Here is a 25,607-nt window from a genome sequence, read left to right on the forward strand (position 1 = left end):
TTGTTCGCTTCATTTTTTATTGGTACTCTGCATATGGAAGGCAAAGTCCAGGAGAGAAAATCTACCATGTACCGGGCGGGGAATTTTAAGATGAATCGGCTGCGGAAGAAAAAAGAATTGATTGGTCTATGCAATCCATCAGGTTCCTTTTTTAGTTAAGTACGGCTAAAAGAGGAATACTGAAGGATTTTTCTATTAGTTCAGCAAAGAGATTCAAGAAATTCCATCTTAAACGTAATTGGGTGTCATGATCATTAGGCTTGATAAGGACCGTGATTTCTCCTGCTTCTATAGCTTTTATGAATAACAAACAAAAAATAGATTTTTTTAATGCAAAAGCATTTGTGGGTGTTTAATCGAAGAAAATTCCAAGGTGAATGGTTCAGTGTTTTGTAACAATGTGTTCATGAACAAAACAAACACTTTAAGCTAGTGGGATAATCATTTAATATTTTATTTAAACCAGTCTGTCACCTGAAAAATTGTTAGTATTCAAGTGATTTTCATTGACGAACACACGTTCTCCGTTATAAAATACAGTCATGGGTAATAATGGTATAGTGGTTATTGCCCACAACTTCAAAAAGAGGCTTGGAAGTTACTCAAGCTTTCTAACAAAAATTAGAACAAAAGGAGCTATTTAATTATGACCATGCGACTGTCTCCCTATTTAATGATGAACGGAAATGCAAAGGAAGCGATTCAATTTTACGAAAAAGCACTTGATGCGAAAGTCCTTTTTAATCAAACTTTTGGAGAAATGCCTGAAAACCCGGAATTTCCTCTACCAGAAGAAGCAAGGGATCTTGTGGCACACGCAATGTTAAAGGTTGGAGAAACGGACCTCATGTTTTCAGATATGTTTCCAGGTCAGACCAGTCAAACTGGGGACCAAGTTACGATTTGTATTTCTATTGATGATATTGAAAAATCAAAACAGATCTTTGAAACCTTGTCTCAAGATGGAGAAGTGAAAATGCCGCTGCAGGAAGCTTTTTTTAGCCCTGCTTATGGAATTGTATTGGATAAATTCGGTGTAACCTTCCAAATTTATACAGAGGGTAAGCAATAATTTTTTCTAGTTAAAAATAGCCCCAAGGAAAAAGTCAAAAGCGGCTGTTTCGTGAATCAAGTTTCAACTTAAGGCGCAAAAAAATCCCGATTTCTCATTGATATCACTGAGAGATTGGGATTTTTAAAATTAGAATATCCCTAACGTTGTAAAATCCACGTTTTGCTGCCTGTCCTTCTTATGGAATTTAGTGGTATCAAAGGAAGAATAAGACCACGTTTATGCATGATGTAGGCTCCCAGAAAAAGAATTGAATATTATTAACTCAAATAATACCCCTTACGTTGATTATTCAGTGCCATATTATGATTTTGATACGTTATCGTTATCCTTTTGTGATATCTGTCATCTATTTTTTATCTGTTTGTTCTTTGTATAGAAAATGGCTATGCTATTATTTAAACCATTAGCATGCATACTAGCCAAATAGGATGTAACAACATATGAAAAATCAAAATATCTTATCGCCATTAGGGGAGATTACACGCAGTGCTGAAATTTAGGACGTTTAAAACGAAAAAATGCAAGTCTTGAATGAACTAAATTCATATAATGGAACGTTTTATATGAAAATCGACTTAAATCAATTCAAATATATATTGATCATTTTCTCGCCAATCTGCCACATCATCCAAAGCCTGCTATTTACCAATGTTGAAATCGATTCATTTTTTTCTATTAATAGGCTAATATCACTCTGTAACATTACATGGCGTAACATGGGGGAAGGGGGAACATTGTGAACACAGATCAAGCTTTCGACCTGTTAAAGGATGCAGGGGTATCAGAAAGTAGTAGCATACAAACTGTCAGACGTTGGCTGCGTGAAGGTAAAATTAAATACGAGGGAGGAAACGGGAATAGAAAAACTGGATACATAATGGATGACACAGATCAAGCATTTGACTTGTTAAAGGATGCAGGGGTAACAGAAAGTAGTAGTATACAAACTGTCAGACGCTGGCTGCGAGAAGGGAAAATTAAATACGAGGGAAACGGGAAGAGGAAATCTGGATACATAATCGATGACACAGCCTCAAGGCTGGCTATAAATGATTTTATCGATCAAAATAAGGATGAAATCATACACCGGTTAAAATTAAAAATACAAGCTCAAGAAAAGCATATAGAAGGAATTGAAGAACTTAATGAGACTTCAAAAAAAATATTGATTCAGCAAAGGGATATGTTTAAAAAGGAAGTTGTAATTCTAAAGAACGAGAAAAGTGAATTACAAAAAGAAACAAAGGATTTATTAAAAGAAAATATTGAATTACGTAATGAATTGATAAAAGTAAAAGAGAACATTAGGAACAATTACAATCTAAGTTCCACTACTCATACAAATGATTATATTAAAAAATTAGGGCTTTCAAAAATGGCGAGTAATAAAGAAGTGTTAGCAGGATATAAAGGGTTGTTAAAAATAACTCATCCAGACCATAATGGTAACGCAAAGGTATTTCATTACATTAAGACTGATTACGATATTTTTAGAAATAGTAACAGAGGAAAATGATTTAAGTCCCTAATATGCTGAATGGGGGAAAGGAAATGCAAAGAAAGGCTAATCAGAATTAGGATTTGCACAGCTTAGGAGCCTCAGGGAAGTAACGCCAGCCGGGATTTTGGAACTAAATGAAAAGTTTAGAAAAAAAGCATTTTAATACACTTGATAGTTGGAATACATATTCAATATGGTTTAGGATCAAAAGCGCCTAGGAACTTGAACTTGAACTTGAATGAAACGAATTCATCAATTCATACTGATGCTTGAAAAAGACGTAAAAATTTACCAGTACATATAACGATAAACGGTGAGATTGATATAAATATTTTGCTTTACATATAAAAGAAGTGATGAGATGAAGTTTTGGAGGTTCAATGGACAAGTCTTCTAGGCTATTGATCTTTCTTTTTTTATGAACTCAACGTGTGGCCATTTTAAATAGGCAGATTCCTAATGAACTAATAGGTACATTAGTTCATTAAGAAAAATTAAAATTGTTCATTCCAATAGTTTTTTGACTCGCACTTCATTCTTCATCGATTAATAAAAGATATAAAGGATTGGAGTGGACATCATCTGGGAAATCTGCAGTCTATTTTTGTCTTCTCATCCATTGTGTTGCAACCCATTTTTCTCCAGTTATAACTGGCGCTCCACCGTGTAAAGTTAGTTCGTTTAGGTTTTTATCGTTATAGAAATATTCGAAATAAACCGCCATGCCTTTTTGTGGGGATACTGAAAAATTCAGTTTAGGAAAATAAGTTTCCCCCCCTTGCTCCACATCATTTAAGTACATGATGATTGTGCTAATTCTATTATTTTTTGCTGCTTTACTTGTAGATGTGAAAAAATCAAAGTGAGCTTTATATTCTTGACCAGGAGTATATTTAAGAATTTGAATACCATCCCCATGTTCAATGGGTATATTCATGATTGATGATACTCTTTTTTCAATTTTTGAAATGATGTCATTTTCATTATCTTGAAAAAACATACTACTACTTGTTCTTATCTCATTTAATTCGTGTGTAACTCCAATTTTAGAACGATGCATTTTGTCTTTTGACAATCTAATAAGTTCATCACATTCTTTGTCACTCAAAACATTTCCTAAAACCACAATTAGAGGTTCTTCTAATCTAGTAATTATATTAATTTCTCTATCTTCCGTTTTGATTTTATTTCCAATGTGATTAAAAATAGTTTGTTCTTTACTTATTTTATTGTCCACTGTCAACTTTCATCGACTCCTAAAAGAATGAATTTTCTGACTGATCATTTTGTTTTATTTCTGTAAACGGTTTCTATGATAATTATATCATGAACGTTGTTATATAACTGTTTCTTATTCTGATTACAGGTGCTTTATCTTTAATGAAGGTTGTTAAAACAACCATTTTATTATGTAACTAAAGGGGAAAGTAATCATGTAATGAATGAAATAGAGATTTGAGCGTAAAAAGTCCGATTGATATTATGAAGAAGTCGTAAAGCTTAGCAGCGAAGAGGAGAAATACAAAAAAACAACATAAAATAAATAAACTCTTAATTCCTTCGGATGTTACATAGCTCCTGGTGATTCATGCTTTAGTAGCGATTAAGTCTTGGATTGAAGAGGGAATCCATAAATTCCATGCTAGAAGCCGTTAAACGAATGATTGCCAATATCAAAAATAGGACTTAGACAACCGAACTCATAATTAACAGGCAAAAAGGATTTCCTTTCAATATGGAAGTCTTTTTACTATTTTACTTAACTCTCCATTACTTTAACTCTCGATTGGATTAAGGAGTTATAACACTTTTATACGATCGCCTTCATTTGATAACCAGACTTGCTTCTCCAAGTGTCATCTTGTGATGAAAATTTCCTTTTGGACGAACTCGGTATTTCAATAAATCTTAAAATAACGATATGTAATATTTCAAAAATAACCTCGCTAGAATATATGATTAAACCATATTTAAGCAGTTAAGAAATAACCATCATTTTCTTAAATCAGATTTCTTTTCAATTAAAATAAATCAAAAATGGTAAATAATAGATTTTAAAAAGGGAATTCAATACTTTTGTTGAACATGAATAATGTGGGCCATTTTAACAGTTTCATAATTTTATGTAAGCGATTACATCGAGACATTTAACGTATTTATCTTGATCATGGTAGTGGATTTTATCATTAGCGAATGGAGGTTAACCCATGATTGGCACGATGGCGATCAATAAGAATGATTCACGTTCTTTCCTCACGGAAAAACATTTATTATTTAAACAGTCAATTCGTGAATTTCTCGACAAGGAGGCTGTCCCCTTTTATGATCAGTGGGAAAAAGAGGGGGGGATCCCTCGCTCTTTTTGGAAAAAAATTGGGGATAACGGATTTTTATGTCCATGGCTTGATGCGGAATTCGGTGGGGTAGGAGCAGATTTCGGATATTCAGTTGTATTGGCAGAAGAATTCGAAATGGTTGGATCAGCCTTAAGAGGAATATCAATTCATTCTGACGTTGTAGCCCCTTATATTGCTTCATTCGGAACAATGGATCAAAAACAAAGATATTTACCTAAGTTCATTACAGGAGAAATGATTACCGCCTTTGCAATGGCAGAGCCAGGAATGGATTCAGAATTTGCGAACATCCAAACAACTGCCATCAAGAAAGATGGGTATTATATTGTAAATGGAGCTAAAACGTTTATCACAAATGGCTTTAAAGCTGACTTCATGATAGTAGCATGCAAAACTGATCTTGATGCTGTTCCTTCGCATGATGGAATCAGTTTGTTGCTCATTGATAAAGATACTCCAGGGTTTACCCGAGGCAGAAAGCTTGAAAAAGCAGGCCAGGATAGCTCAGACACAGCCGAACTATTTTTCGATGATGCTCCAGTTCCAATTGGGAACCTCCTAGGGGAGGAAGGGAGGGGCCTTTCATATATAATGCAAAAACTTCAACAGGAAAGACTTATGTGTGCGATTGGGTCTTTGATGGCAACTAAAGACATGCTCCACTTAACGGTGAATTATATAAAAGGACAAAAAGCATTTGGTAAGAAAATAAGTGAATATAAAAAGTCACAGTTTACCATTGCTGAAATAGCCACCGATATTCAGTTGGGAAGAACGTTTGTTGACGGTTTGATCTGTAAACATATAAATGGCGAGAATATCATAACTGAAGTATCGATGGCTAAATACTGGATCACGGAGATGTCCAAGCGAATATCCGAAAAATGCATGCAGTTACATGATCGATACGGAAATACGGGCGACGATAAAATTGCCCGGCGTCATCGGGACATTCCTTTGACAACACTCTATACAGGGTCAGATGAAAACGTAAAAACCCTGATTGCTGAAAATATCGGGTTTTAATTCATTATTAATCACTTAAATCTATTGACTGCCTCAATTAAAATGAGGTAGTTTTTTTATTCCATTTCTTCAATATAATTACAATGAACTAGTTTTTTTAATTAAAAGGTTTATACCATTTATCTTATGGGTAAAAGAGACTGTGCATATGAAAAAATAATATATTTGTAAAATTTGTAATTGTATGCGAAAGATGGAGGTGCTTGTTGTGTTAAAAATCGAAAATGTATCAAAAATCTATAAGGGAGGAAAGAAAGCTGTAAAGAATATATCATTGGATATTAATAAAGGGGAGTTCATTTGTTTCATTGGTCCGAGTGGATGTGGTAAGACAACGACTATGAAAATGATTAATCGGCTTATCGAACCATCTGAAGGCAAGATACTTATTAATGGGGAAAATATAATGGATAAAGATCCAGTCGAGCTAAGAAGGCAGATCGGTTACGTTATCCAGCAAATCGGACTTTTCCCCCATATGACAATTCTTGAAAATATCACCCTCGTTCCAAAACTTCTTAAATGGAATGATCAGAAGAAAAAAGAACGTGCACTGGAATTGCTTCAGCTTGTTGATATGGGACCGGAGTATCTGGAAAGGTATCCCTACGAATTGAGCGGCGGGCAGCAACAAAGGATAGGCGTACTCAGAGCTCTTGCTTCCAATCCTCCGCTCATTTTAATGGATGAACCTTTTGGCGCACTGGATCCTATCACCCGAGATGCCCTTCAGGAGGAATTTAAGAATCTGCAGCGCACACTTGATAAAACAATCGTTTTTGTTACCCATGATATGGATGAGGCCATTAAGCTAGCCGACAGGATCGTCATCTTAAAGGCTGGTGAAATCGTCCAAGTTGGAACACCGGATGAAATCCTCAGAAACCCAGCCAATGAGTTTGTGGAAGAATTCATCGGTAAAGATCGATTGCTTCAAACAAGACCTAATGTTGAGTTGGTTGAACAAATCATGAGTCGTAATCCCATATCCATTACAGAGGAAAAATCCCTTACCGATGCTATTACGATAATGCGCGAGAAACGGGTTGATTCTTTACTTGTGGTCGATGAGCAAAATGTTTTGAAAGGATACGTAGATGTTGAAACGATCAGTGAATATCGAAAAAAAGCTAAATTTATCAGTGAAGTCATCAATACTGAAGTTTATTCAGTGAAACAGGATTCTTTAATCCGTGATTCTGTCCAGAAGATATTAAAACGGGGATTCAAATACGTGCCGGTAGTTGACCAGAATAAACATTTGGTCGGAATTGTTACTAGGGCAACATTGGTCGATATCGTCTATGACAGTTTATGGGGAGAGGAAGAAAATCAAGTGGCAGAAATGGCAGAGATGTTCTAGGAGGTGCAAGAGATGGAAACATTGCTCGATTTTTTACAAACGAACTGGCAAGAGTTGATTTATAAGGCATGGGAGCACTTATATATATCCATGATCGCTGTTTTCCTTGGAATAATAATCGCCGTACCGCTAGGCATTATGTTGACCCGAATGAAAAGGAGCGCATCCATTATAATCGGAATTGCAAACATTATGCAAACACTGCCGAGCTTAGCAGTCCTTGCCTTTTTCATTCCTTTCTTCGGTGTTGGGAAAACCCCTGCAATCATAGCGTTATTTTTCTATTCCGTTTTACCTATACTCAGGAATACATACACAGGCATTAAAGGCGTAAATGAAAATCTGCTGGAATCCGGCCGGGGCATCGGAATGACAAGCTGGGAGAGGATTCGTCTGGTTGAATTCCCCCTTGCACTTTCCGTCATTATGGCTGGAATTCGTACGGCTTCCGTCTACCTAATTGGATGGGCAACCTTAGCTTCCTTTATTGGAGGCGGAGGTCTTGGTGATTACATTTTTATCGGTTTGAATTTATACCAAACAGAATATATCATCGCAGGTGCAGTTCCAGTGATCATCATGGCTATCCTGGTGGATTATGTATTCTCGATCATTGAACGAAAAGTCGTACCAAAAGGATTAAAAGGTATGAAGGAAGTTGCTTGAGGAGGAATACCATGTATAAAAAAATGAGAAGTTTAATTTTCATAGCCCTTATAGTATGTTCATTAATCATCAGCGGATGCTCTTTGCCAGGATTAGGGTCATCTACTGAAACTACTGTAAAGATCGGTGCCCAAAGTATGACCGAATCCGAAATCCTGGCGAACATGATCGCTCAACTCCTTGAAAGGAATACGGAATTCGATACGAAAATCGTCAAAAATCTAGGTTCGAATTTCGTTCAGCAAAAAGCGATGGAGAGCGGTGATATAGATATAGCCGCAACTCGATATACAGGGACGGATTTAACTAGTGTCCTGGGACAGGAAGTCGAAAAGGATCCAGAAAAGGCGATGGAAATTGTACAAAGGGAATTCAAAGAACAATATGGATTCAAATTTTTTGATTCTTATGGATTTGATAACACCTATGCCTTTACGATTTCAAATGAATTGGCAGAAGAAAAAGGATATAAGAAAATATCTGATCTGGAAAAGGATGCAGATAATTTAAGGTTAGGTGTCGATAGTGCTTGGCTGAAAAGAAAAGGTGATGGCTATCAAGGGTTCGTCGATACATATGGATTGGAATTTGGGGAAACTTATCCGATGCAGATTGGCCTGGTATACGATGCAGTCAAAAATGGTCAGATGGATATTGTCCTTGCATACTCTTCCGATGGTCGGATTAAGGTTAATGATTTGAAGCTTTTGGAAGATGATAAACAATATTTCCCTCCGTATGACTGTTCACCGGTCGTTACCGAAGAATTATTGGAACGATATCCTGAGATTGAAGATGAACTTAACAAGTTGATTGGCGAAATCAATACTGAAACCATGCAGGAACTGAACTATGAAGTGGATGGGAAATTAAAAGAACCATCGGTCGTAGCGACTGAATTCCTTAAAGCACATAAATATTTTGAATAAATGGGAGGTGCAAACCAATGGAAACCTTGCAACAGCTGGGAACTTATTATTCCCAAAATTGGATGTATGTACTTACTGAGTTTTATCGCCACTTTTTAATGTCCGCTTATGGAGTTTTATTTGCTGCAATCGTAGCCATCCCGATAGGCATTTTCATCGCGAAACATAAGAAATTGAGTAATTGGATATTTTCGATAACGAATGTCATACAAACCACACCAGCATTGGCTATGCTTGCTCTCCTAATGCTAGTAATGGGCTTAGGAACAAATACGGTAATCTTATCATTGTTTCTATACTCCTTACTGCCAATCCTGAGGAACACTTATGTCGGAATTACAAGTATCGATCATGCTTATTTAGAATCTGGCAAGGCAATGGGGATGACGAAGCTCCAGTTACTAAGAATGGTCGAACTGCCATTATCCTTGTCTGTCATAATGGCTGGCTTACGTACTGCACTTGTCGTTGCAATAGGAGTAACTGCTGTCGGTACATTCGTGGGCGCAGGTGGCCTGGGGGATATCATTGTGAGGGGAACGAATGCTTCAAATGGAACAGCGATAATACTTGCAGGCGCTATCCCGACTGCATTAATGGCCATTCTGTCAGATCTTTTACTCGGATGGCTGGAACGATTGCTTTCACCGATAAAAAAGAAAAAAATTCATACTGCCTAAAACAAAGTCAAGACAATAAAAGAGCCAATGCTGATGCAATGGCTCTCAGTTTCTAGACAAAAGGGGTTCGGAATAAAAAAATTCCGAACCCCTTTCGTTTCTTTGCGTTTCGCATATATAGGTTTACATCTTGGTTATTACGCAGATGATCTGTTTCTTCCACCTAAGCTTGCCAGATGCCATGTCACTACCTTTTGATGGTCACTGCTTTCTGTACACCGTGATAAAGATGAGCATGTTGCACTAATTTGTTTTGGCGATACTCGCGATAACCTTCTTTAGTTGTTGAGTACTTAAAAAATTCGTCCGAAGGGCAAAGGTAACAATCAAAGTGTTCATCGTAAACATAGTCATTATTGCGAAAGAATCCTTCTTTTGTGCGAGGGCGTGTATAGGGTAAAGCAGGTGTGATTTCTTCGTTTAATAGAATCTTTCCTCAAGTAATGTTTCCGAACCAACTGATTCGAAGCAACACCTTCAACTCTCAGGTATAGTTTCTATCTGAATTTTATAACAAAGTTGATTGGAGTGGAAGGTGCGAGACTCCTGCGGGAAAAGCGCGTCTATGGGGACCCCGCAGGCACAAGCCGAGGAGGCTCCCGGACCGCCCGCGGAAAGCGAGTGCCTGGAGCAGAAATCAACGTTCAAATTGTACAATCCATAAAAAAAACTATAGGCAAACTCATTTTCATCGGTTGTCTACAGTCTGAGAGCCAATGCTGATGCAATGGCTCTTTTTATTTGGTTTCTTTACCGGAAAATTACTATTGCCTATTAGAAGATGGAAGTCGAGCCTTGCCTGCTTAGTTTTTTATTTCAGAAAAAGGGTAACTATAAGGGTAGTTGTAAAAAAATAAAGGGGAATCAATCATGAAACTTACACCAGAGCAACGTATTGAACTTCATGGCTTTAATAATCTTACGAAATCTTTAAGCTTTAATATGTATGATGTCTGTTATACAAAAACCAGGGAAGAGAGAGAGGCATATCTGGATTATATCGATGAACAATATAATGCAGAAAGGCTTTCGAAGATTTTGCATAACGTTTCTGATTTAATAGGAGCACACGTTTTAAATACGGCCAAACAGGATTATGTCCCTCAAGGCGCGAGTGTAACCATTCTTGTTTCAGAAGGTCCTGTCGTTGAGGTACCCACTGGGACTTATGAGGAATCACCAGGACCTTTACCTGATAATGTGGTCATGCAACTGGATAAAAGCCACATCACCGTACATACATACCCTGAATTCCATCCAAATGAAGGCATTAGCACATTCAGGGCCGATATCGATGTCTCTACTTGTGGGGAAATATCTCCGCTTAAAGCCCTTAATTATCTCATACATTCCTTCGATACCGACATTATCACGATAGATTACCGTGTTAGAGGATTTACGAGAGATAAAGATGGCCGGAAATTGTTTATTGATCACGATATTAATTCCATTCAAAACTATATTCCTGAAGAAGTAAAGGGTTTATATGACATGATTGATGTAAATGTATACCAGGAAAATATATTCCATACAAAATGTAAGCTAAAAAGATTCGATATCAATAATTACTTATTCGGTTATACAGAGGAAAAACTAAATACAGAAGAAAGGGAGGAAATAATTGTAAGGCTACAAACGGAGATGGACGAAATTTTTTATGGTGCCAATGTCCCGCATCCCTCAGTAAAGAACAAGCATGCCGATTAAGGGATGCTTGTTTTTAGTGAAATATTAATTTAACTGGAAAACATGAACCAATACATAGCCGAGACACGTTAATAAAACAGAACCGATTAGTCCAGCAATAAAAGGTTTACCGCCATATTTTTTAAAAGTTATGATGTCTATATTCAATCCTAGTCCTGCCATGGACATTGCCATGAGGATATAGGAAAGCATAACAAGCTTATCAGCTATAGATTCGGGAACTGCACCAGTTGAATAGAGGGCGCTCATTAATAAAAATCCAAAAATAAACCATGGTACCTGAATGGACTTCCAGGAAAATTTCTTTCCGTCTGTTTCTCGCTCTTTCCAATTCATGATGAATCCAATTAAAATGGCAACGGGAATTAGTAGGGCAACCCTAGTCAATTTGACCATGACTGCCAAGTCGACTGCCTCATTTCCTCCTGGTGCTGCCGCAGCGATGACGTGAGCAATTTCATGCAGTGTCGCACCCGAAAATATACCGTATCCTGGCCCGGATAACTCCAGTAATGGGTAAAGGATCGTGTAACCGAAAGTGAAGGTTGTACCTAAAACAGCAACCGTCGCTACAGCGATTGCTGTATCTTTTTCTTTTGCTTTAATTTGAGTGGAAATTGCCAGGATGGCTGCAGCTCCACAAATTCCTGTTCCGCAAGCTGTCAATATGCCTAGCTTTTTCTCAACTTTAAATAGACGGGTCAGCCCATAAACTACTAATATAGCAAATATAAGACTAATGGCCCCAACTGCAAATGTTTTCGGGCCGGCATTAAAAATATCCTTCAAGTTCAAGCGCATCCCCAATAGGATAATGCCCATTCTCAAAAGGACTTTACTTGAATAATTTGTACCTGCAACAGCGTAAGCAGGAACGCCAATGACCGATTTCCAAACAACACCAATCAGTATTGCAATGACTAGCTGTCCCATTATATGAAGGAATGGAAGCTCTGCTAAGTATTTTGCTGCTATGGCAATTAGCAAAGTCAAAGCTATTCCTTTTGTAAATCCTAATTTTCTCGTTTGAACCTCTGTTTGTTCCAGTGTGATCACTCCATCTATGTTGATGCCTTTACTTTAAAGCTTAAGTAAAAATAAGTGAAATATATTTTTGCTATTTCAATGATTACTTCTACTTATGATAAAATAAAATGCATAAGTATATAGGGAGGTAACCATGGATCCTTTAAAGGTATTCGTAACCGTAATCGAACAGAAAAACTTTTCTAGAGCAGGCGATATTCTGAACCTGTCGCAGCCAGGAGTCAGTCTTCACATAAGGAATCTGGAAAATGAGTTAGGTACGAAATTAATTTACCGTTCTCCCAAACAAGTTCAAATAACAGAGCCGGGAAAAATTTTGTATAGACATGCAAAGCAAATGCTTAATCATTATGAGACAGCAATAAGGGAAATAAATGACTTTAATAACGTGGTTAGCGGAACGATGAAAATAGGTGCAAGTTTCACGATAGGGGAATACTACCTTCCAAAAGTTTTAGCGGAATATGCTGCTCAATATCCGCTGGTGGACATACAAATCATCATCTCGAATTCTAATGAAGTCATTCAAGGAATACGTTCGAATAAGCTTGATATAGGTTTGATTGAGGGAGAAACGGATTATAAAGATATAGATGTCAGCCCATTCATGAATGATGAGATGATTGTCGTCGTCCCCCCCGTTCATCCACTTTCACAGATGGATATTATCGAGGGTAGCTTGCTCCAAAACCAAACATGGGTACTAAGGGAGCAAGGATCAGGAACCCGTGCATATTCGGATAAACTTCTGAGCAGCCTGGAACTGAACATAAAGAAAAGTTTTATTTTCACCAGTATCCAAGGAGTGAAAGAAGCGGTGATGGCTGGGCTGGGTATTGCCTTGTTATCCCGATTGACTGTACAAAAAGAATTGAAATCCAATGAATTGAAAACCTTTCATTTAAAAAATGAACCCATTATAAGGCCTTTTTCAATCGTGAAAAAGTTAGATTTCGAAGCGTCAAAAGCGATGGAGTTGTTTTTAAGGAAGGTCGAGGAATTTGCGATAAAGGGCCAGCCTAAATAAATCACTTAAACTTTAAGCTCATCCTTTCAATTTTGAAGAGGATGGGCATTTTTTGTATGACGATATATTTATTATGTTAATGAAAACGTCGAAAGTATTTTGGAATATGTCAATCAATAAACAATATTTACGTATTTTAACATAATTTCAAACATATAAATTAAATAGGAACCCTCCAGGAACTTCTGAGTCCCTGTAGGACTTTTCCTGCATTTATTAATCTTAAAAGGAGCAACCACATTGGCTATAGAGGAGCAGAAAGATAAGCGGATTTCTGTTTTCGACAGAATTATAGGGTTCATGCCAAAATTTTATGTGTTAGGAACTATTTTAATTTTTGTTTATACGCTTGTTGCGATGGCTCAATTAGGTATCCAAACTTGGAATAAGCCAGAGGAAGCCGTTGATTCAGCAGTTACACAAAATCCTCCTATATCTCAAGGCTTTGAACATACATTGATAACGTTAATCATCGAACCGATAGTAACGTCAGAATTTTATCAAATCATCTTTAATACGTTATTTCTATACCTTGTATGGATACTGCTTTTCCTATTGGCACCGATTGCTTTTTACCGTTTAAAGCACTTTAAGTTTTTTAATATCGAAATTGAAATTGAAAAACAAGACGCAGCCGTTTATGAGGTATTCAGCGTCAGCAGTTCGAAAATGAAATTTGCAGCATATTTAACATCCGAGGAATATCAATTGGAGATATCAGAGGAAATTGCCAACAGCAAAGACTTTAAAACACCCTTAATCTATACATTGGAATGTGCCATGGACTTTTACTCCAATCAATTAGGACTATCCTTTACCTATGATATCTATACCTTGAACCAGTTCAAGAAAGCTAAGCTGCCTAAATCCATCAAAGCCATGATTGATAAGTCGATCGAAACCGGAGATTCGTGCATTTCGAATAAAAGCAATAGTGATAGTGAATATTACAAGAATTTTCTTCTCCATTATTTTGAAAACACAGACGGGAAATTTGTCACTGTCTTAAATAGTTATCAAACTGAATTCGATACATTCGATAAATCACTACTCAAGATCCTGCAAAATGTCATATACGATTACTATTTACAGTATAACTATATTTATGAAGTAGGCGAGAAGATAGAAAAAGATTGAAACGACTTCCCATAATAATTAAAAAAACCACCCTATAAGTGGTTATTTTTTTTTGAAAGGTGATTGTTAATTATATTTTGGACAATTACATTATTACCAATGAGCTCAGACGATTTCTTTACGTCCTGTTCCCGAAAATCCATGTTCTTTATTTTCTTGGACTTTTTCCCTTTTTTAAAATTATTGAAGGCATTTAAAAAAGCTATCTGAATCACTCCCCTTATAGATTAGTATATTCATATTATGGATAAAATTTCATGAAAAACCTCCATTTACAGAAAAATATTTTTGCGGTTTTAGATAAAAATTACATTGGAAAATACATTTATAACCTTTTAGAAGAAAGATTTTAATTTAGATTTTTATAAAGAAAAATAAAAGCAAACTATAAACAATCGAGTCCTAAGAACCTAAAATCATTAGGTTCAATTTGTGCTGTAATAATGATTGATCGGGTTTTTTAAAAGAATTAAAGAAATTCCTTCAAAAATATTGTATAGTTAGAATGCAGGGATTCGAACAAACATTCGTTTCTTGGGAGCGAGATTACTTCTTAGAGGGACAGGAGAGAGACAGTGAACGGTACAGCACACATGGCATTAGGGGCATCGGTTGGATTCTTGACGGCTAACACACTTCAAACAGATCCAACCACCACTTTATTCTTGGTTGGGATTGGGGGCGTTTCAGGCCTTATGCCCGATATGGATATTGATGGAAAGTTAAGTAATAGGATTACCTTTTCACATAAGTTTATCCGAACGTTAGCACAAACGATTGGGATTTTAATGATCCTTTATTGTGTTTTGGAAGGTTCTGAAACTGAAAAGTGGATTGGAGTAGGGGCAGGAATCGGAATCATCATTATTTCATCTTTCATTACACAAAGGCATATGCTGACCCTGACTGGGTTAGCTGTATTAGGCGGGGGATTATCTTGGCAGGAAAACTGGTTATGGCTGTTAGGCGTCTATATTATCCTAGCATCCTTTACACCGCATAGAAGTTACACCCATTCGATTGCCGGAATCGTCTTCTTTGGCATCATTGCCTTTCAATTCGAAGAATTCATGGGGATTGATGGGATTTTAACTACTTGTGTTTTAGGATACATAAGTCATTTAATTGCAGATATGAAGTTTTTACCTTTTAATAAACGTGGGATAAAGTTATTTCTTCCATTTTTCTCAAAAGAATTTTGACAGTGGTTTTCTAGTGCCGCTGTTCAGACTATAGACAAATTGGAGAAGTACCAGTTTACCTTCAATGTTTTCTTTTGAAAAAAGTTCCAGTTGATTTCAGAAATTCGCTCCCTTTCCGCCGACTGTCTACCGAGCCTCCTCGCCGCAAGCGCCTGTGGGGTCTCGGCTAGCCAGTTATTCGGCAGGAGTGTCACAAATTTCTTCAATCTAGAGAGGCTTTCATACGTATAATCAAGTAAAAAACATGAAGGATAATAAAATTTTCATTTAAATCATGGTTCGGGGTGAGAGCATTCCGAAACTCCTTTTGTCGTTAAACTGGACAGTGGTTTTCTTACTACTGTTTTTTCTATGAGGAAAAGTAAAAGTGCTTTGACAATAAGGTGATTGTTGGATGTCTGTTTCGACTTTTTTTTATCTTTTATATGGTCATTCTTCCTATATCTACTAAATGTAACATAATTGTAAAGATCCTGTGATGCGAATGATATGCCTTTTCTAGTATATTAGGTTTAGCAAATCACATCAGGGGGTAAATAATTTGTTTAAGAAAATTGTCGTCGGATTGTCATTGGCTATTATGCTTGGAACAGTATCTTTTACAGGGGACCAAGTTGAAGCTGCTTCATATCATACTAAAGCGATTAAAGTGGCAAAAAGTGAATTAGGTACAAAATATAAAACGGGTGGCATTTCTACTTCAGGTTTTGATTGCTCCGGCTTAGTGAAATATTCATATCAAAAGGCTGGTAAGAATTTACCTAGGACGGCTGCCGATATATATATAAAAGGAAAGAAAGTTAAGACTTTACAAAAAGGTGACTTAATGTTTTTTGCTCCAAACAAAGCGAAAAAACCTACACATGTGGCTATTTACATAGGGAACAATGAATTCATACACTCTTCATCATCTAAAGGAGTGTCATACGCCAAAACAAATAATAGTTATTGGAAGCCAAAGTATATTGGTGCCAAACGTATATAATAGAAGAAAATCAACTTAATATAAAATACTAAGAGACTTAATGAAGTCTCTTTTTTTGTTTTAAAAAATAAGAGTTGATGAGACAGATGATTGTTTAACGTAAGTTTTTCCTTGAAAAAAGAGTAAGTGAGTGGTGGTTTATTGGTTATGTGCGTGCTGAAATGGGTAATCAATAATAATTGAAGATGGTAGGGGCATAGAATCTTTTTATTTGACTATAAATGGATAGTTTAATATGATTAGCAAACTAATTGGAGGGAATTTATAATTTGTTTCCAAAAAAATTCCCAGACAAAATTATTGAAAGTCAAAGAAGGTCAATGTATAATAAAGTCAGAAAGTCAAAGAAGGTCAAAGATTTTATTGAGTTTAATATTTTTAAAGGAGGAGTGCTACATGCTTTGTGAAAAATGCCATGTAAACCAAGCTAATATTCAAGTTCATCTAAATATGAATGGTCAGGAGCATGATGTGAAACTGTGCTCCACTTGTTATAAAGAAGAGCGAAATAAACTGGGTGCAGCAATGGGGGGAATGGATTCAGGGAAATTCCCGTATAATGGATCCCTAAACTCATTCAATCCATTTAATTATAATGAAGTTCCTAAACCGGATTCAGTCGAACAAGGCGAGGGCGGAGGATTACTTGAAGAGTATGGCCGTAATCTGACCGATGTAGCTAAAGCAGGACTTATTGATCCGGTAATCGGAAGAGATGAAGAAATCAAACGTGTCATCGAAGTCCTTAATAGACGCAATAAAAATAATCCAGTTTTAATTGGTGAACCTGGAGTCGGTAAAACAGCCATAGCTGAAGGTCTGGCTTTAGCCATTGCTGAGGGTTCAGTGCCTGGTAAATTACGTAATAAGCTGGTATATATGCTTGATGTCGCGTCCCTTGTTTCGAATACTGGAATTAGAGGTCAATTCGAAGAACGAATGAAGCAATTGATCAGTGAATTACAGGAAAGAAAAAATGTCATTTTATTCATCGATGAAATTCATCAACTGGTGGGGGCGGGTTCAGCCGAAGGATCAATGGATGCAGGAAATATCTTGAAACCAGCACTTGCACGTGGCGAACTTCAGCTTGTCGGAGCCACCACTTTATCCGAATATAGGAAAATTGAAAAAGATGGTGCCCTTGAAAGACGCTTCCAGCCTGTACAGGTTAATGAGCCGACAACAGCTGAGGCATTGGTCATCTTACAAGGTTTAAAAGATAGTTATGAATCCTATCATGGAGTCACATATAGTGAAGAAGCGCTAAAAGCGGCTGTTGAACTCTCGAACCGTTACATTCAAGATCGTTTCTTGCCGGACAAGGCAATAGACTTGATGGATGAAGCGGGTTCCAAATTGAACTTGACCATAGAAGACGGCCAGGTAGAAAATATGAAAGAGCGCTTGGGGCAAATCTATAAAGAAAAAGAAATGGCCTTAAAAGAAGAAGCCTACGAAAAGGCTGCCCTCCTTCGTGATGAAGAAGAAAGACTGGAAAAATCTTTACAGGCTGGAGAAAATGCAATTAAGCCAACCGTTTCCGTTGAGGACATTCAAAAAATCATCGAACAAAAGACTGGTATACCTGTAGGCAAGCTGCAAGAAGATGAGCAGGAAAGAATGGTTCATCTTCAAGACGAACTTATGAAAAAAGTCATCGGGCAGGAAGAGGCTGTCAAAAAGGTTTCTAAAGCCGTCCGAAGGAGCCGTGCCGGATTAAAATCCAAAAACCGTCCAACCGGTTCTTTCCTTTTCGTAGGTCCAACAGGTGTCGGTAAAACCGAATTGGCGAAAACTCTTGCTGAGGAATTGTTCGGAGACAAGGAAGCGATGATTCGTCTTGACATGAGTGAATTCATGGAGAAACATAGTGTTTCTAAATTAATCGGTTCTCCGCCTGGATATGTAGGCCATGAGGAAGCGGGGCAATTGACTGAAAAGGTTCGCCGCAAACCTTACAGTATTATCTTATTGGATGAAATAGAAAAAGCACATCCAGATGTAATGCATATGTTCCTGCAAATCATGGAAGATGGCCGGTTAACGGACAGTCAAGGCCGGACCGTAGCTTTTAAAGATACCGTGATCATCATGACGAGTAACGCTGGAGTCGGAGAAAAACAAAAAGTAATGGGATTCGGTACAAGTACTGCTGTAGAAGAGGCTTCAATCCTCCAATCATTGGGCAATTTCTTCAAACCGGAATTCTTGAACAGATTCGATAGCATCATTGAATTTTCGGCATTGAAGAAAGAAGATCTTCTGCAAATCGTTGATATCATGATTGAAGAGCTTGACGAAACACTTGCTGCAAATGGTTTAACTTTAAGTGTAACTTCTGAAGCAAAACAAAAACTGATTGAACTCGGGTATCATCCAACTTTCGGGGCGAGACCGCTCCGCCGGGTACTTCAAGAACAACTCGAAGACGGGATCACTGACTTTATCTTTGAGCAACCTGACGTTAAGAACTTCACTGCAATAGTTGAAGATACTTCTGTGAAAATTATTAAAACACCATAAAGAGTACTAGAAATGCCTCCAAGACCGTAAAACTGTTATGGAGGCATTTTTTTCTTTTTTAGGATTCACTTTTCATTATGGGCATTCAAAAGGAAAAAAAAGGTCCAGTCAGTAACGTGAATGACTATGTTGCATTTGGTTATTTAAACTAAATAAATCCAATAATAGATTTTTGAATTTTCAACATAATCCGATGTTTTGAAGGGTAATATCTGTGGAATCATAGCATAGGGGAAGATTCACCCTTGATTATAAATATAAATAAATCCTGTTATAAAATGGGAATTTCAATGGAGGAATGACCTATTAAAGATTCACTTTCTTATTTTGAAGAGGAAAATACAAATAATCGCAAACCGGAGGATAAAGAAATGGAAAACCGGGCCGAATCCCTGCCAATTCCAAGTATTAATCCAGTAAATCCGGCAGAATTGGATGCACAGTATTTCTATGAAGGAAAAGATTTAGGAAATTCCTACCTTAAAGATAAAACGGCATTCAGGTTATGGGCACCTCTTGCATCTGAAGCTAAGCTAGTTACTTATAAACGTTGGGAGGATTCAGATGGAATGGAGGTTCAGATGGATCGTTCGGAAAAGGGAACCTGGACCATTGAACTGGCCGGTGATCAGGATGGGTTGATTTATACATACAAAGTGAAAATTGGAGAAATTTGGAGTGAAGCCGTGGATCCCTATGTTCGTGCAGTTACGGTAAATGGAAATAAAGGGGTCGTGGTAGATTTAACGGACACGAACCCTGAAAAGTGGACACGGGATAAACCACCTCTCGATAAGGCTGAGGACATAATCATTTATGAATTGCATACACGGGATTTGTCGATTCATCCTGAAAGTGGAATCCATCATAAAGGTAAATTCTTAGGAGTAATTGAAACGGGAACAAAAGGTCCAGAAGGAGCGAAAACGGGTCTTGATCATATTAAGGATCTGGGTGTAACCCATGTGCAGTTTATTCCAATATTCGATTTTGCTACAGTCAATGAAATGAAATTGAATGAACCACAATATAACTGGGGCTATGATCCACAGAATTATAACGCTCCCGAAGGCTCTTATTCGACTGATCCGTATCAACCCAAAGTCAGGATTCGGGAGTTAAAGGAAATGATTCAAGGGTTACATGATCACGGTTTACGAGTAATCATGGATGTTGTATATAATCACGTTTATTCAGTGGAAGATTCAAACTTCCATAAACTCGTTCCCACCTACTTTTTTCGCTATAACGGCGACGGTACCTTATCTAATGGAACTGGTGTAGGAAATGATACCGCATCTGAAAATAAAATGATGCGAAAATTCATTGTTGAATCCGTAACCTATTGGGCGAAGGAATTTAACCTTGATGGTTTCCGTTTCGATTTAATGGGGATCCATGATGTGGAAACGATGAATGAAGTGAAAAAAACTCTGGCAGAAATTGATCCGACCCTCATTGTTTTGGGCGAAGGATGGGATATGGATACCCCCTTGGCCCAAGAGCTGAAAGCAAATCAAAAGAACGCTTTTAAAATGCCTGGAATCGCTCATTTTAATGATGCAATCCGAGATGGTTTAAAAGGATTTGTAATGAATGAACACGATAAAGGTTTTGTGAATGGCAAACCAGGTATGGAAGATATCATAAAAAAAGGAATCGCTGGTGGCTTGAAATATGGTGATCATATCGCCACATACCAAAAACCAGATCAAGTGATCAATTATGTTGAAGCACATGATAATTATACTTTATGGGATAAGCTTCTCATCACTAATCCAGATGCGACAGAACAAGAACGAAAACAGATGCACAAACTAGCTTCCGTAATTGTCCTGTTATCACAGGGAATACCAATGATACATGCTGGACAAGAATTCATGCGAACAAAGGATGGGGATGAAAATAGCTATCAATCTTCTGATTGGATTAACCGCTTGGATTGGAAAAGGAGAGCGGAGTTAGATCACGAAGTGGAATATATGAAAGGGCTGATTTCGCTCAGGAAAAATCATTCTGTTTTTAGATTAAGCACACCAGAAGAAATTGAGGAGCATTTACAATTCATTGATGCTCCACCAAATGCGGTTGCATTCACCCTTACAACAAAGGATTCACAAATTGCAGTGATTCATAATGCAAATTGGGAGGCGATAAACATTACACTTCCCCATGAAGGAGATTGGTCCGTTTTAGTGGATGGTCAGCGGGCAGGCCTGGAAGAAATAGCAAGAATCAATGGTAGTCAGATAACCGTTCCCCCTTTAAGTCCGCTTGTATTGAAAATGAGCTTGTAATACATGAACTAAATTCGAAGTGAGCAACTATGTCTCACTTCGAATTTAGTTCATTATCTGTTGAAATTTATTGGACAAATGAAATCTTCCATAATTTACTCCCGGACGTTTGGTGAAAAATTTGTCGGGGTAGAAAATAATAACGATTGAAATTTATCGTTTATTTTGAGGGGAGCGATTTTTTTGCCAGAGAAAGTACATATAAAAATCAATGGTGCTGAAGCCACCCTGGAAGGTAATCAAACAATTTTACAAACGCTGATGGATAGCTCCATTGAAGTCCCGAATGTTTGTTACCATCCCAGCCTAGGTCCTATCGAAACATGTGATACATGTCTAGTGAGCGTAAATGGAGAACTTGTAAGGTCGTGTTCTACCAAAATCGATGATGGGGATGTAATTGATACAGTTGGACCAGATGTAAAAGAAGCACAGGTCATGGCAATGGACAAGATATTGTATAACCATGAGCTTTATTGTACGGTTTGCGATTATAATAATGGCACTTGTGAAATACACAATACCGTTAAGGAAATGAAGGTAAATCATCAAAGTGTACCTTTTGATCAAAAACCGTATGAAGTGGATGGGTCGAATCCATTCTATCGATATGATCCGGACCAATGCATCCTTTGCGGCCGTTGTGTTGAAGCTTGTCAAGATGTACAGGTCACAGAAACATTGACTATAGATTGGGAAGCAAAACGTCCACGTGTCATTTGGGATAATAATGTTCCAATCAATGAATCTTCATGTGTTTCATGTGGTCATTGTTCCACAGTTTGCCCGTGTAATGCGATGATGGAAAAAGGAATGGAAGGTGAAGCCGGATTTTTAACCGGTATTGCTAAACAAACCCTTCGACCTATGATAGAAATCACTAAAAATGTTGAAACGGGTTATGGTTCGATTTTAGCAATTTCAGATATGGAATCCGCCATGAGGGATGCAAGGATCAAAAAGACGAAAACGGTTTGTACATACTGCGGTGTAGGATGCAGCTTTGACGTCTGGACCAAAGACCGTAAAATCCTTAAGGTTGAACCGCAAGTTGAGGCACCTGCAAATGGAATTTCGACTTGTGTGAAAGGGAAATTCGGATGGGACTTCGTAAATAGTGAAGAAAGGCTTACAAAACCTTTAATTAGAGAAGGGGATGCATTCAGAGAAGCTGAATGGGAAGAAGCCCTTGAAATGATTTCCCGTAAATTCACCGAAATAAAAGATGATCACGGTCCGGATTCGATGGCTTTCATAACGTCATCCAAATGTACCAATGAAGAGTCCTATTTAATGCAAAAGCTGGCAAGGGGAATCATTGGCACCAATAATGTGGATAACTGCTCCCGGTATTGTCAGACACCGGCTACTTTGGGACTGTTCAGAACGGTTGGATATGGCGGAGATACTGGGGGCATAAAGGATATCGAAAAGTCCGAACTTGTATTGATCATAGGCTCCAATACATCCGAATCACATCCAGTTTCGGCTACGAGAATCAAACGTTCCCATAAACTAGGTAAACAGAAGCTGATAGTGGCGGACATCAGAAAGCATGAAATGGCCGAACGTTCCAACCTCTTCATCCAACCTGCTCCGGGATCGGATATCATATGGCTGTCGGCCGTGACTAAATATATCGTCGACCAAGGTTGGACAGATAAAAACTTCATTAAAAACCGTGTAAATGGGATGGCGGAATACATCAAGACTTTAGAACCTTACACAATGGAATATGCGGAAAAAGTAACAGGCGTAGCTAAAGAAGATTTAATTACGCTTGCAGAAGCCATTCATGAAGCGGGGAGCGTTACAACGCTTTGGGCCATGGGCGTTACGCAGCATGGCGGAGGAAGCGATACGAGTACTGCAATTTCCAATCTAATGCTCATAACAGGCAACTACGGTAAACCTGGAACAGGTACTTATCCTTTACGCGGACATAATAATGTACAAGGAGCCAGTGACTTTGGCAGTATGCCGGATCGCATGCCAGGTTATGAAAAAGTAACGGATAAAAAGGTCCGCACGAAATATGAAAATGTCTGGGGTGCCAAATTACCAGAAAACCCTGGCCTTAATAACCATGAAATGGTCGAAGGGATTCATGCAGGTATCCTCAGAGCAATGTACTTAAAAGGTGAAGATATGGGTCTGGTCGATTCGAATATCAATCATGTCCATGAAGCATTTGAAAAACTGGACTTCTTTGTGGTCCAAGATATCTTCTTATCAAGAACCGCTGAATTCGCGGATGTCGTCCTTCCAGCAAGCCCAAGCTTTGAAAAAGAAGGTACTTTCACGAATACCGAGCGCCGCATTCAACGTCTTTATCAAGTCTTTGAACCATTAGGTGAATCTAAGCCTGATTGGCAAATCATCATGAACGTGGCTAATTCGTTAGGAGCAGGCTGGAATTATGAGCATCCAAGTGAAATCATGGACGAAGCAGCTAAACTATCACCATTATATGCTGGAGTAAGTTACGAACGGTTGGAAGGTTATAAAAGTCTTCAATGGCCCGTAGCACCAGATGGCACAGATACGCCGCTTTTATTCACGGAGGATTTTCCATTCCCCGATGGAAAAGCAAGATTATTTCCAGTCGAATGGACCAAACCGATTGACTTTGGGGAGGAGTTTGATATCCATGTGAATAACGGCCGTTTATTGGAACATTTCCATGAAGGGAACATGACCTATAAATCAAACGGCATCACATCCAAAACGCCGAATGTATTCCTTGAGGTGTCTCGGGAATTAGCGAAAGAAAGGGGACTGGAGAATGGCACTCTTGTTCGGCTTTCTTCCCCATATGGTAATGCAAAAGTGCAATGCCTGATTACAAATCGTGTAAAAGGTAAAGAGGTTTATCTGCCGATGAACGATTCAGGTGACGGAGCAATCAACCAATTGACAAGCAGCCATTCAGATAAAGATACTGATACCCCTGCTTATAAGGAAGTTCAGTCAAAAATGGAAGTTCTTAGGATCAAAGGAGACAACCCATTACCAAGCATCAACCATCGTAATGGTAATCCACAACCGCAGATAGGTGTACAAGTACAAAAAAAATGGGCCCGCAAAGATTATATTTTCCCTGGTGACCTCTTGAAAATCAAAAAGGAGGAGAGGAACCGTGGCTAAAGCAACGAAAGTGATCAACCGAATCACCATTAGCGATGAAGATAGAAGAAAAATTGAACTCGAGGATATCGAGCGTACCCTTTTGGGAAATAAAGAAGTGATTAAAGAAACGTTTGAAGTCATGAAAGGTATGCAGGATCGTGGGATTTTATCAATGGTTAACAGTTTGTTGAAGGAAGGGGACAAAGTGCTGAACATTCTTGTCAAGACAGCAGACACCCCCGAAACCGCAAATACCCTAAAAAATCTCCTTCTCATACTTGGTACGTTAGGTACACTGAATGTTCAACAGCTTGAACCACTTATCCTCAAAGTCAATTCAGGGATTGCCCGTGTAGCCGAGTCTGATAGAACGCCAGAAAAGCCAAGTTATTTAGCCTTGCTGCGTTCCTTGAATGACCAAGAAGTCAAACAAGCTATGACTTACCTGATGACCTTCCTTAAAGGAATGGGAGAAGATACAAGCGATTTAGAAAGAACCACCCAATTACCAGAGAATCAGCATTTGCATAAAGCGAATGAAACAGCTGACATAGAACGGCCCAACTCGAGAAAGTCATACGGATCAAGTATACCCAGTAAAGGCGGAAGCGAAAAAAAACGAAACACCAGCTGGTTATGGATTGCAGCAGGAGTTTCGCTCGTAACCATTCCGCTAACTTTATCGAAAAGTAAGAAGTAAAGTACCTTACTCGTTCATATTCGGAATTTTGATTGCAACCGCTAAAATGAATGATATTGACTTTCTCTTGAGTGATGGTGATGAATTCCCACCAAAATATTAAAGCCGATGATTCCCTTATAGGGAATCATCGGCTTTTTTTGACTGGTTAAATGCGGTAATAAAATTACTAACAAAATTTTTCTCACTAGCCTTTTATTACATATATTTATTTTAGATACAAATAATAAAGTCAATCATTAGTGAAACGAAC

16 protein-coding genes and 2 pseudogenes are annotated in these 25,607 nt (G+C 37.9%); 16 read left to right on the forward strand and 2 right to left on the reverse strand.

Annotation, left to right across the window (positions count from 1 at the left end):
* The first annotated feature begins 646 nt into the window (after positions 1 to 646).
* Entirely contained in the window at positions 647 to 1,072 is a 426-nt protein-coding gene (locus QUF94_RS13480; RefSeq protein WP_289316308.1) for a VOC family protein, read from the forward strand.
* A 739-nt stretch (positions 1,073 to 1,811) separates the two neighbouring features.
* Positions 1,812 to 2,591 carry a hypothetical protein gene (locus tag QUF94_RS13485; RefSeq protein WP_289316309.1) on the forward strand — a complete coding sequence of 260 codons (780 nt, stop codon included), beginning with the start codon at positions 1,812 to 1,814 and terminating at the stop codon, positions 2,589 to 2,591.
* Between the two features lie 583 nt (positions 2,592 to 3,174).
* On the opposite strand, the gene QUF94_RS13490 is transcribed toward QUF94_RS13485, so the two are convergent.
* A complete protein-coding gene (locus tag QUF94_RS13490; RefSeq protein ID WP_289316310.1) occupies positions 3,175 to 3,819 on the reverse strand; it encodes a 2OG-Fe(II) oxygenase in 645 nt (214 codons plus the stop codon).
* 964 nt (positions 3,820 to 4,783) lie between these two features.
* Here QUF94_RS13490 and QUF94_RS13495 point away from each other — a divergent pair.
* The 6 genes from QUF94_RS13495 (at position 4,784) to speD (ending at position 11,304) form a co-directional block, all read left to right on the forward strand.
* Positions 4,784 to 5,959 (forward strand): acyl-CoA dehydrogenase family protein, encoded by a 1,176-nt coding sequence (locus tag QUF94_RS13495; protein ID WP_289316311.1) that lies wholly within the window; start codon positions 4,784 to 4,786, stop codon positions 5,957 to 5,959.
* A 208-nt stretch (positions 5,960 to 6,167) separates the two neighbouring features.
* A complete protein-coding gene (locus QUF94_RS13500; protein WP_289316312.1) occupies positions 6,168 to 7,322 on the forward strand; it encodes a betaine/proline/choline family ABC transporter ATP-binding protein in 1,155 nt (384 codons plus the stop codon).
* A 12-nt stretch (positions 7,323 to 7,334) separates the two neighbouring features.
* The gene (locus tag QUF94_RS13505; protein WP_289316313.1) at positions 7,335 to 7,988 is read left to right on the forward strand and encodes an ABC transporter permease; all 654 of its coding nucleotides are present in this window, start codon (positions 7,335 to 7,337) and stop codon (positions 7,986 to 7,988) included.
* Between the two features lie 11 nt (positions 7,989 to 7,999).
* Complete coding sequence (locus QUF94_RS13510) at positions 8,000 to 8,917, forward strand: osmoprotectant ABC transporter substrate-binding protein (protein ID WP_289316314.1); 918 nt, start codon at positions 8,000 to 8,002, stop codon at positions 8,915 to 8,917.
* Positions 8,918 to 8,934: 17 nt separating this feature from the next.
* Positions 8,935 to 9,597 carry an ABC transporter permease gene (locus tag QUF94_RS13515; protein WP_289316315.1) on the forward strand — a complete coding sequence of 221 codons (663 nt, stop codon included), beginning with the start codon at positions 8,935 to 8,937 and terminating at the stop codon, positions 9,595 to 9,597.
* 870 nt (positions 9,598 to 10,467) lie between these two features.
* Complete coding sequence (speD, locus tag QUF94_RS13520; protein WP_289316316.1) at positions 10,468 to 11,304, forward strand: adenosylmethionine decarboxylase; 837 nt, start codon at positions 10,468 to 10,470, stop codon at positions 11,302 to 11,304.
* A 24-nt stretch (positions 11,305 to 11,328) separates the two neighbouring features.
* Here speD and QUF94_RS13525 read toward each other — a convergent pair whose 3' ends face one another.
* On the reverse strand, positions 11,329 to 12,351 hold the full coding sequence (locus tag QUF94_RS13525; protein WP_289318372.1) for a YeiH family protein: 1,023 nt from the start codon (positions 12,349 to 12,351) through the stop codon (positions 11,329 to 11,331).
* A gap of 133 nt (positions 12,352 to 12,484) precedes the next feature.
* On the opposite strand from QUF94_RS13525, the gene QUF94_RS13530 reads away from it, so the two are divergent.
* The 8 genes and pseudogenes from QUF94_RS13530 to QUF94_RS13565 form a co-directional block, all read left to right on the forward strand.
* Positions 12,485 to 13,378: a selenium metabolism-associated LysR family transcriptional regulator gene (locus QUF94_RS13530; RefSeq protein ID WP_289316317.1), complete on the forward strand. Its 894-nt coding sequence runs from the start codon at positions 12,485 to 12,487 to the stop codon at positions 13,376 to 13,378.
* 300 nt (positions 13,379 to 13,678) lie between these two features.
* Positions 13,679 to 14,515: a hypothetical protein gene (locus tag QUF94_RS13535; RefSeq protein WP_289316318.1), complete on the forward strand. Its 837-nt coding sequence runs from the start codon at positions 13,679 to 13,681 to the stop codon at positions 14,513 to 14,515.
* A gap of 575 nt (positions 14,516 to 15,090) precedes the next feature.
* A complete protein-coding gene (locus tag QUF94_RS13540) occupies positions 15,091 to 15,717 on the forward strand; it encodes a metal-dependent hydrolase (RefSeq protein WP_289316319.1) in 627 nt (208 codons plus the stop codon).
* 541 nt (positions 15,718 to 16,258) lie between these two features.
* A complete protein-coding gene (locus QUF94_RS13545) occupies positions 16,259 to 16,702 on the forward strand; it encodes a C40 family peptidase (RefSeq protein WP_289316320.1) in 444 nt (147 codons plus the stop codon).
* A 396-nt stretch (positions 16,703 to 17,098) separates the two neighbouring features.
* Entirely contained in the window at positions 17,099 to 19,228 is a 2,130-nt protein-coding gene (locus QUF94_RS13550) for an ATP-dependent Clp protease ATP-binding subunit (protein ID WP_289316321.1), read from the forward strand.
* A gap of 416 nt (positions 19,229 to 19,644) precedes the next feature.
* Positions 19,645 to 21,525, forward strand: a pseudogene (gene pulA / locus QUF94_RS13555) (type I pullulanase); the annotation flags it as partial.
* A gap of 183 nt (positions 21,526 to 21,708) precedes the next feature.
* Positions 21,709 to 24,672 (forward strand): formate dehydrogenase subunit alpha, encoded by a 2,964-nt coding sequence (fdhF, locus tag QUF94_RS13560; protein WP_289316322.1) that lies wholly within the window; start codon positions 21,709 to 21,711, stop codon positions 24,670 to 24,672.
* Positions 24,665 to 25,186, forward strand: a pseudogene (locus QUF94_RS13565) (helical membrane plugin domain-containing protein); the annotation flags it as partial. The gene fdhF and the pseudogene QUF94_RS13565, both read left to right, overlap by 8 nt.
* Between the last annotated feature and the right edge of the window lie 421 nt (positions 25,187 to 25,607).

It is taken from the genome of Peribacillus sp. NJ4 (genome assembly GCF_030348345.1).
GTDB lineage: Bacteria > Bacillota > Bacilli > Bacillales > DSM-1321 > Peribacillus.

Coding starts and splice junctions, on each gene's coding strand:
- QUF94_RS13495 (WP_289316311.1), top strand. CDS start 4,784: ATGATTGGCACGATGGCGATCAATAAGAATGATTCACGTTCTTTCCTC.
- speD (WP_289316316.1), top strand. CDS start 10,468: ATGAAACTTACACCAGAGCAACGTATTGAACTTCATGGCTTTAATAAT.
- QUF94_RS13515 (WP_289316315.1), top strand. CDS start 8,935: ATGGAAACCTTGCAACAGCTGGGAACTTATTATTCCCAAAATTGGATG.
- QUF94_RS13550 (WP_289316321.1), top strand. CDS start 17,099: ATGCTTTGTGAAAAATGCCATGTAAACCAAGCTAATATTCAAGTTCAT.
- QUF94_RS13510 (WP_289316314.1), top strand. CDS start 8,000: ATGTATAAAAAAATGAGAAGTTTAATTTTCATAGCCCTTATAGTATGT.
- QUF94_RS13505 (WP_289316313.1), top strand. CDS start 7,335: ATGGAAACATTGCTCGATTTTTTACAAACGAACTGGCAAGAGTTGATT.
- QUF94_RS13535 (WP_289316318.1), top strand. CDS start 13,679: ATGCCAAAATTTTATGTGTTAGGAACTATTTTAATTTTTGTTTATACG.
- QUF94_RS13530 (WP_289316317.1), top strand. CDS start 12,485: ATGGATCCTTTAAAGGTATTCGTAACCGTAATCGAACAGAAAAACTTT.
- QUF94_RS13480 (WP_289316308.1), top strand. CDS start 647: ATGACCATGCGACTGTCTCCCTATTTAATGATGAACGGAAATGCAAAG.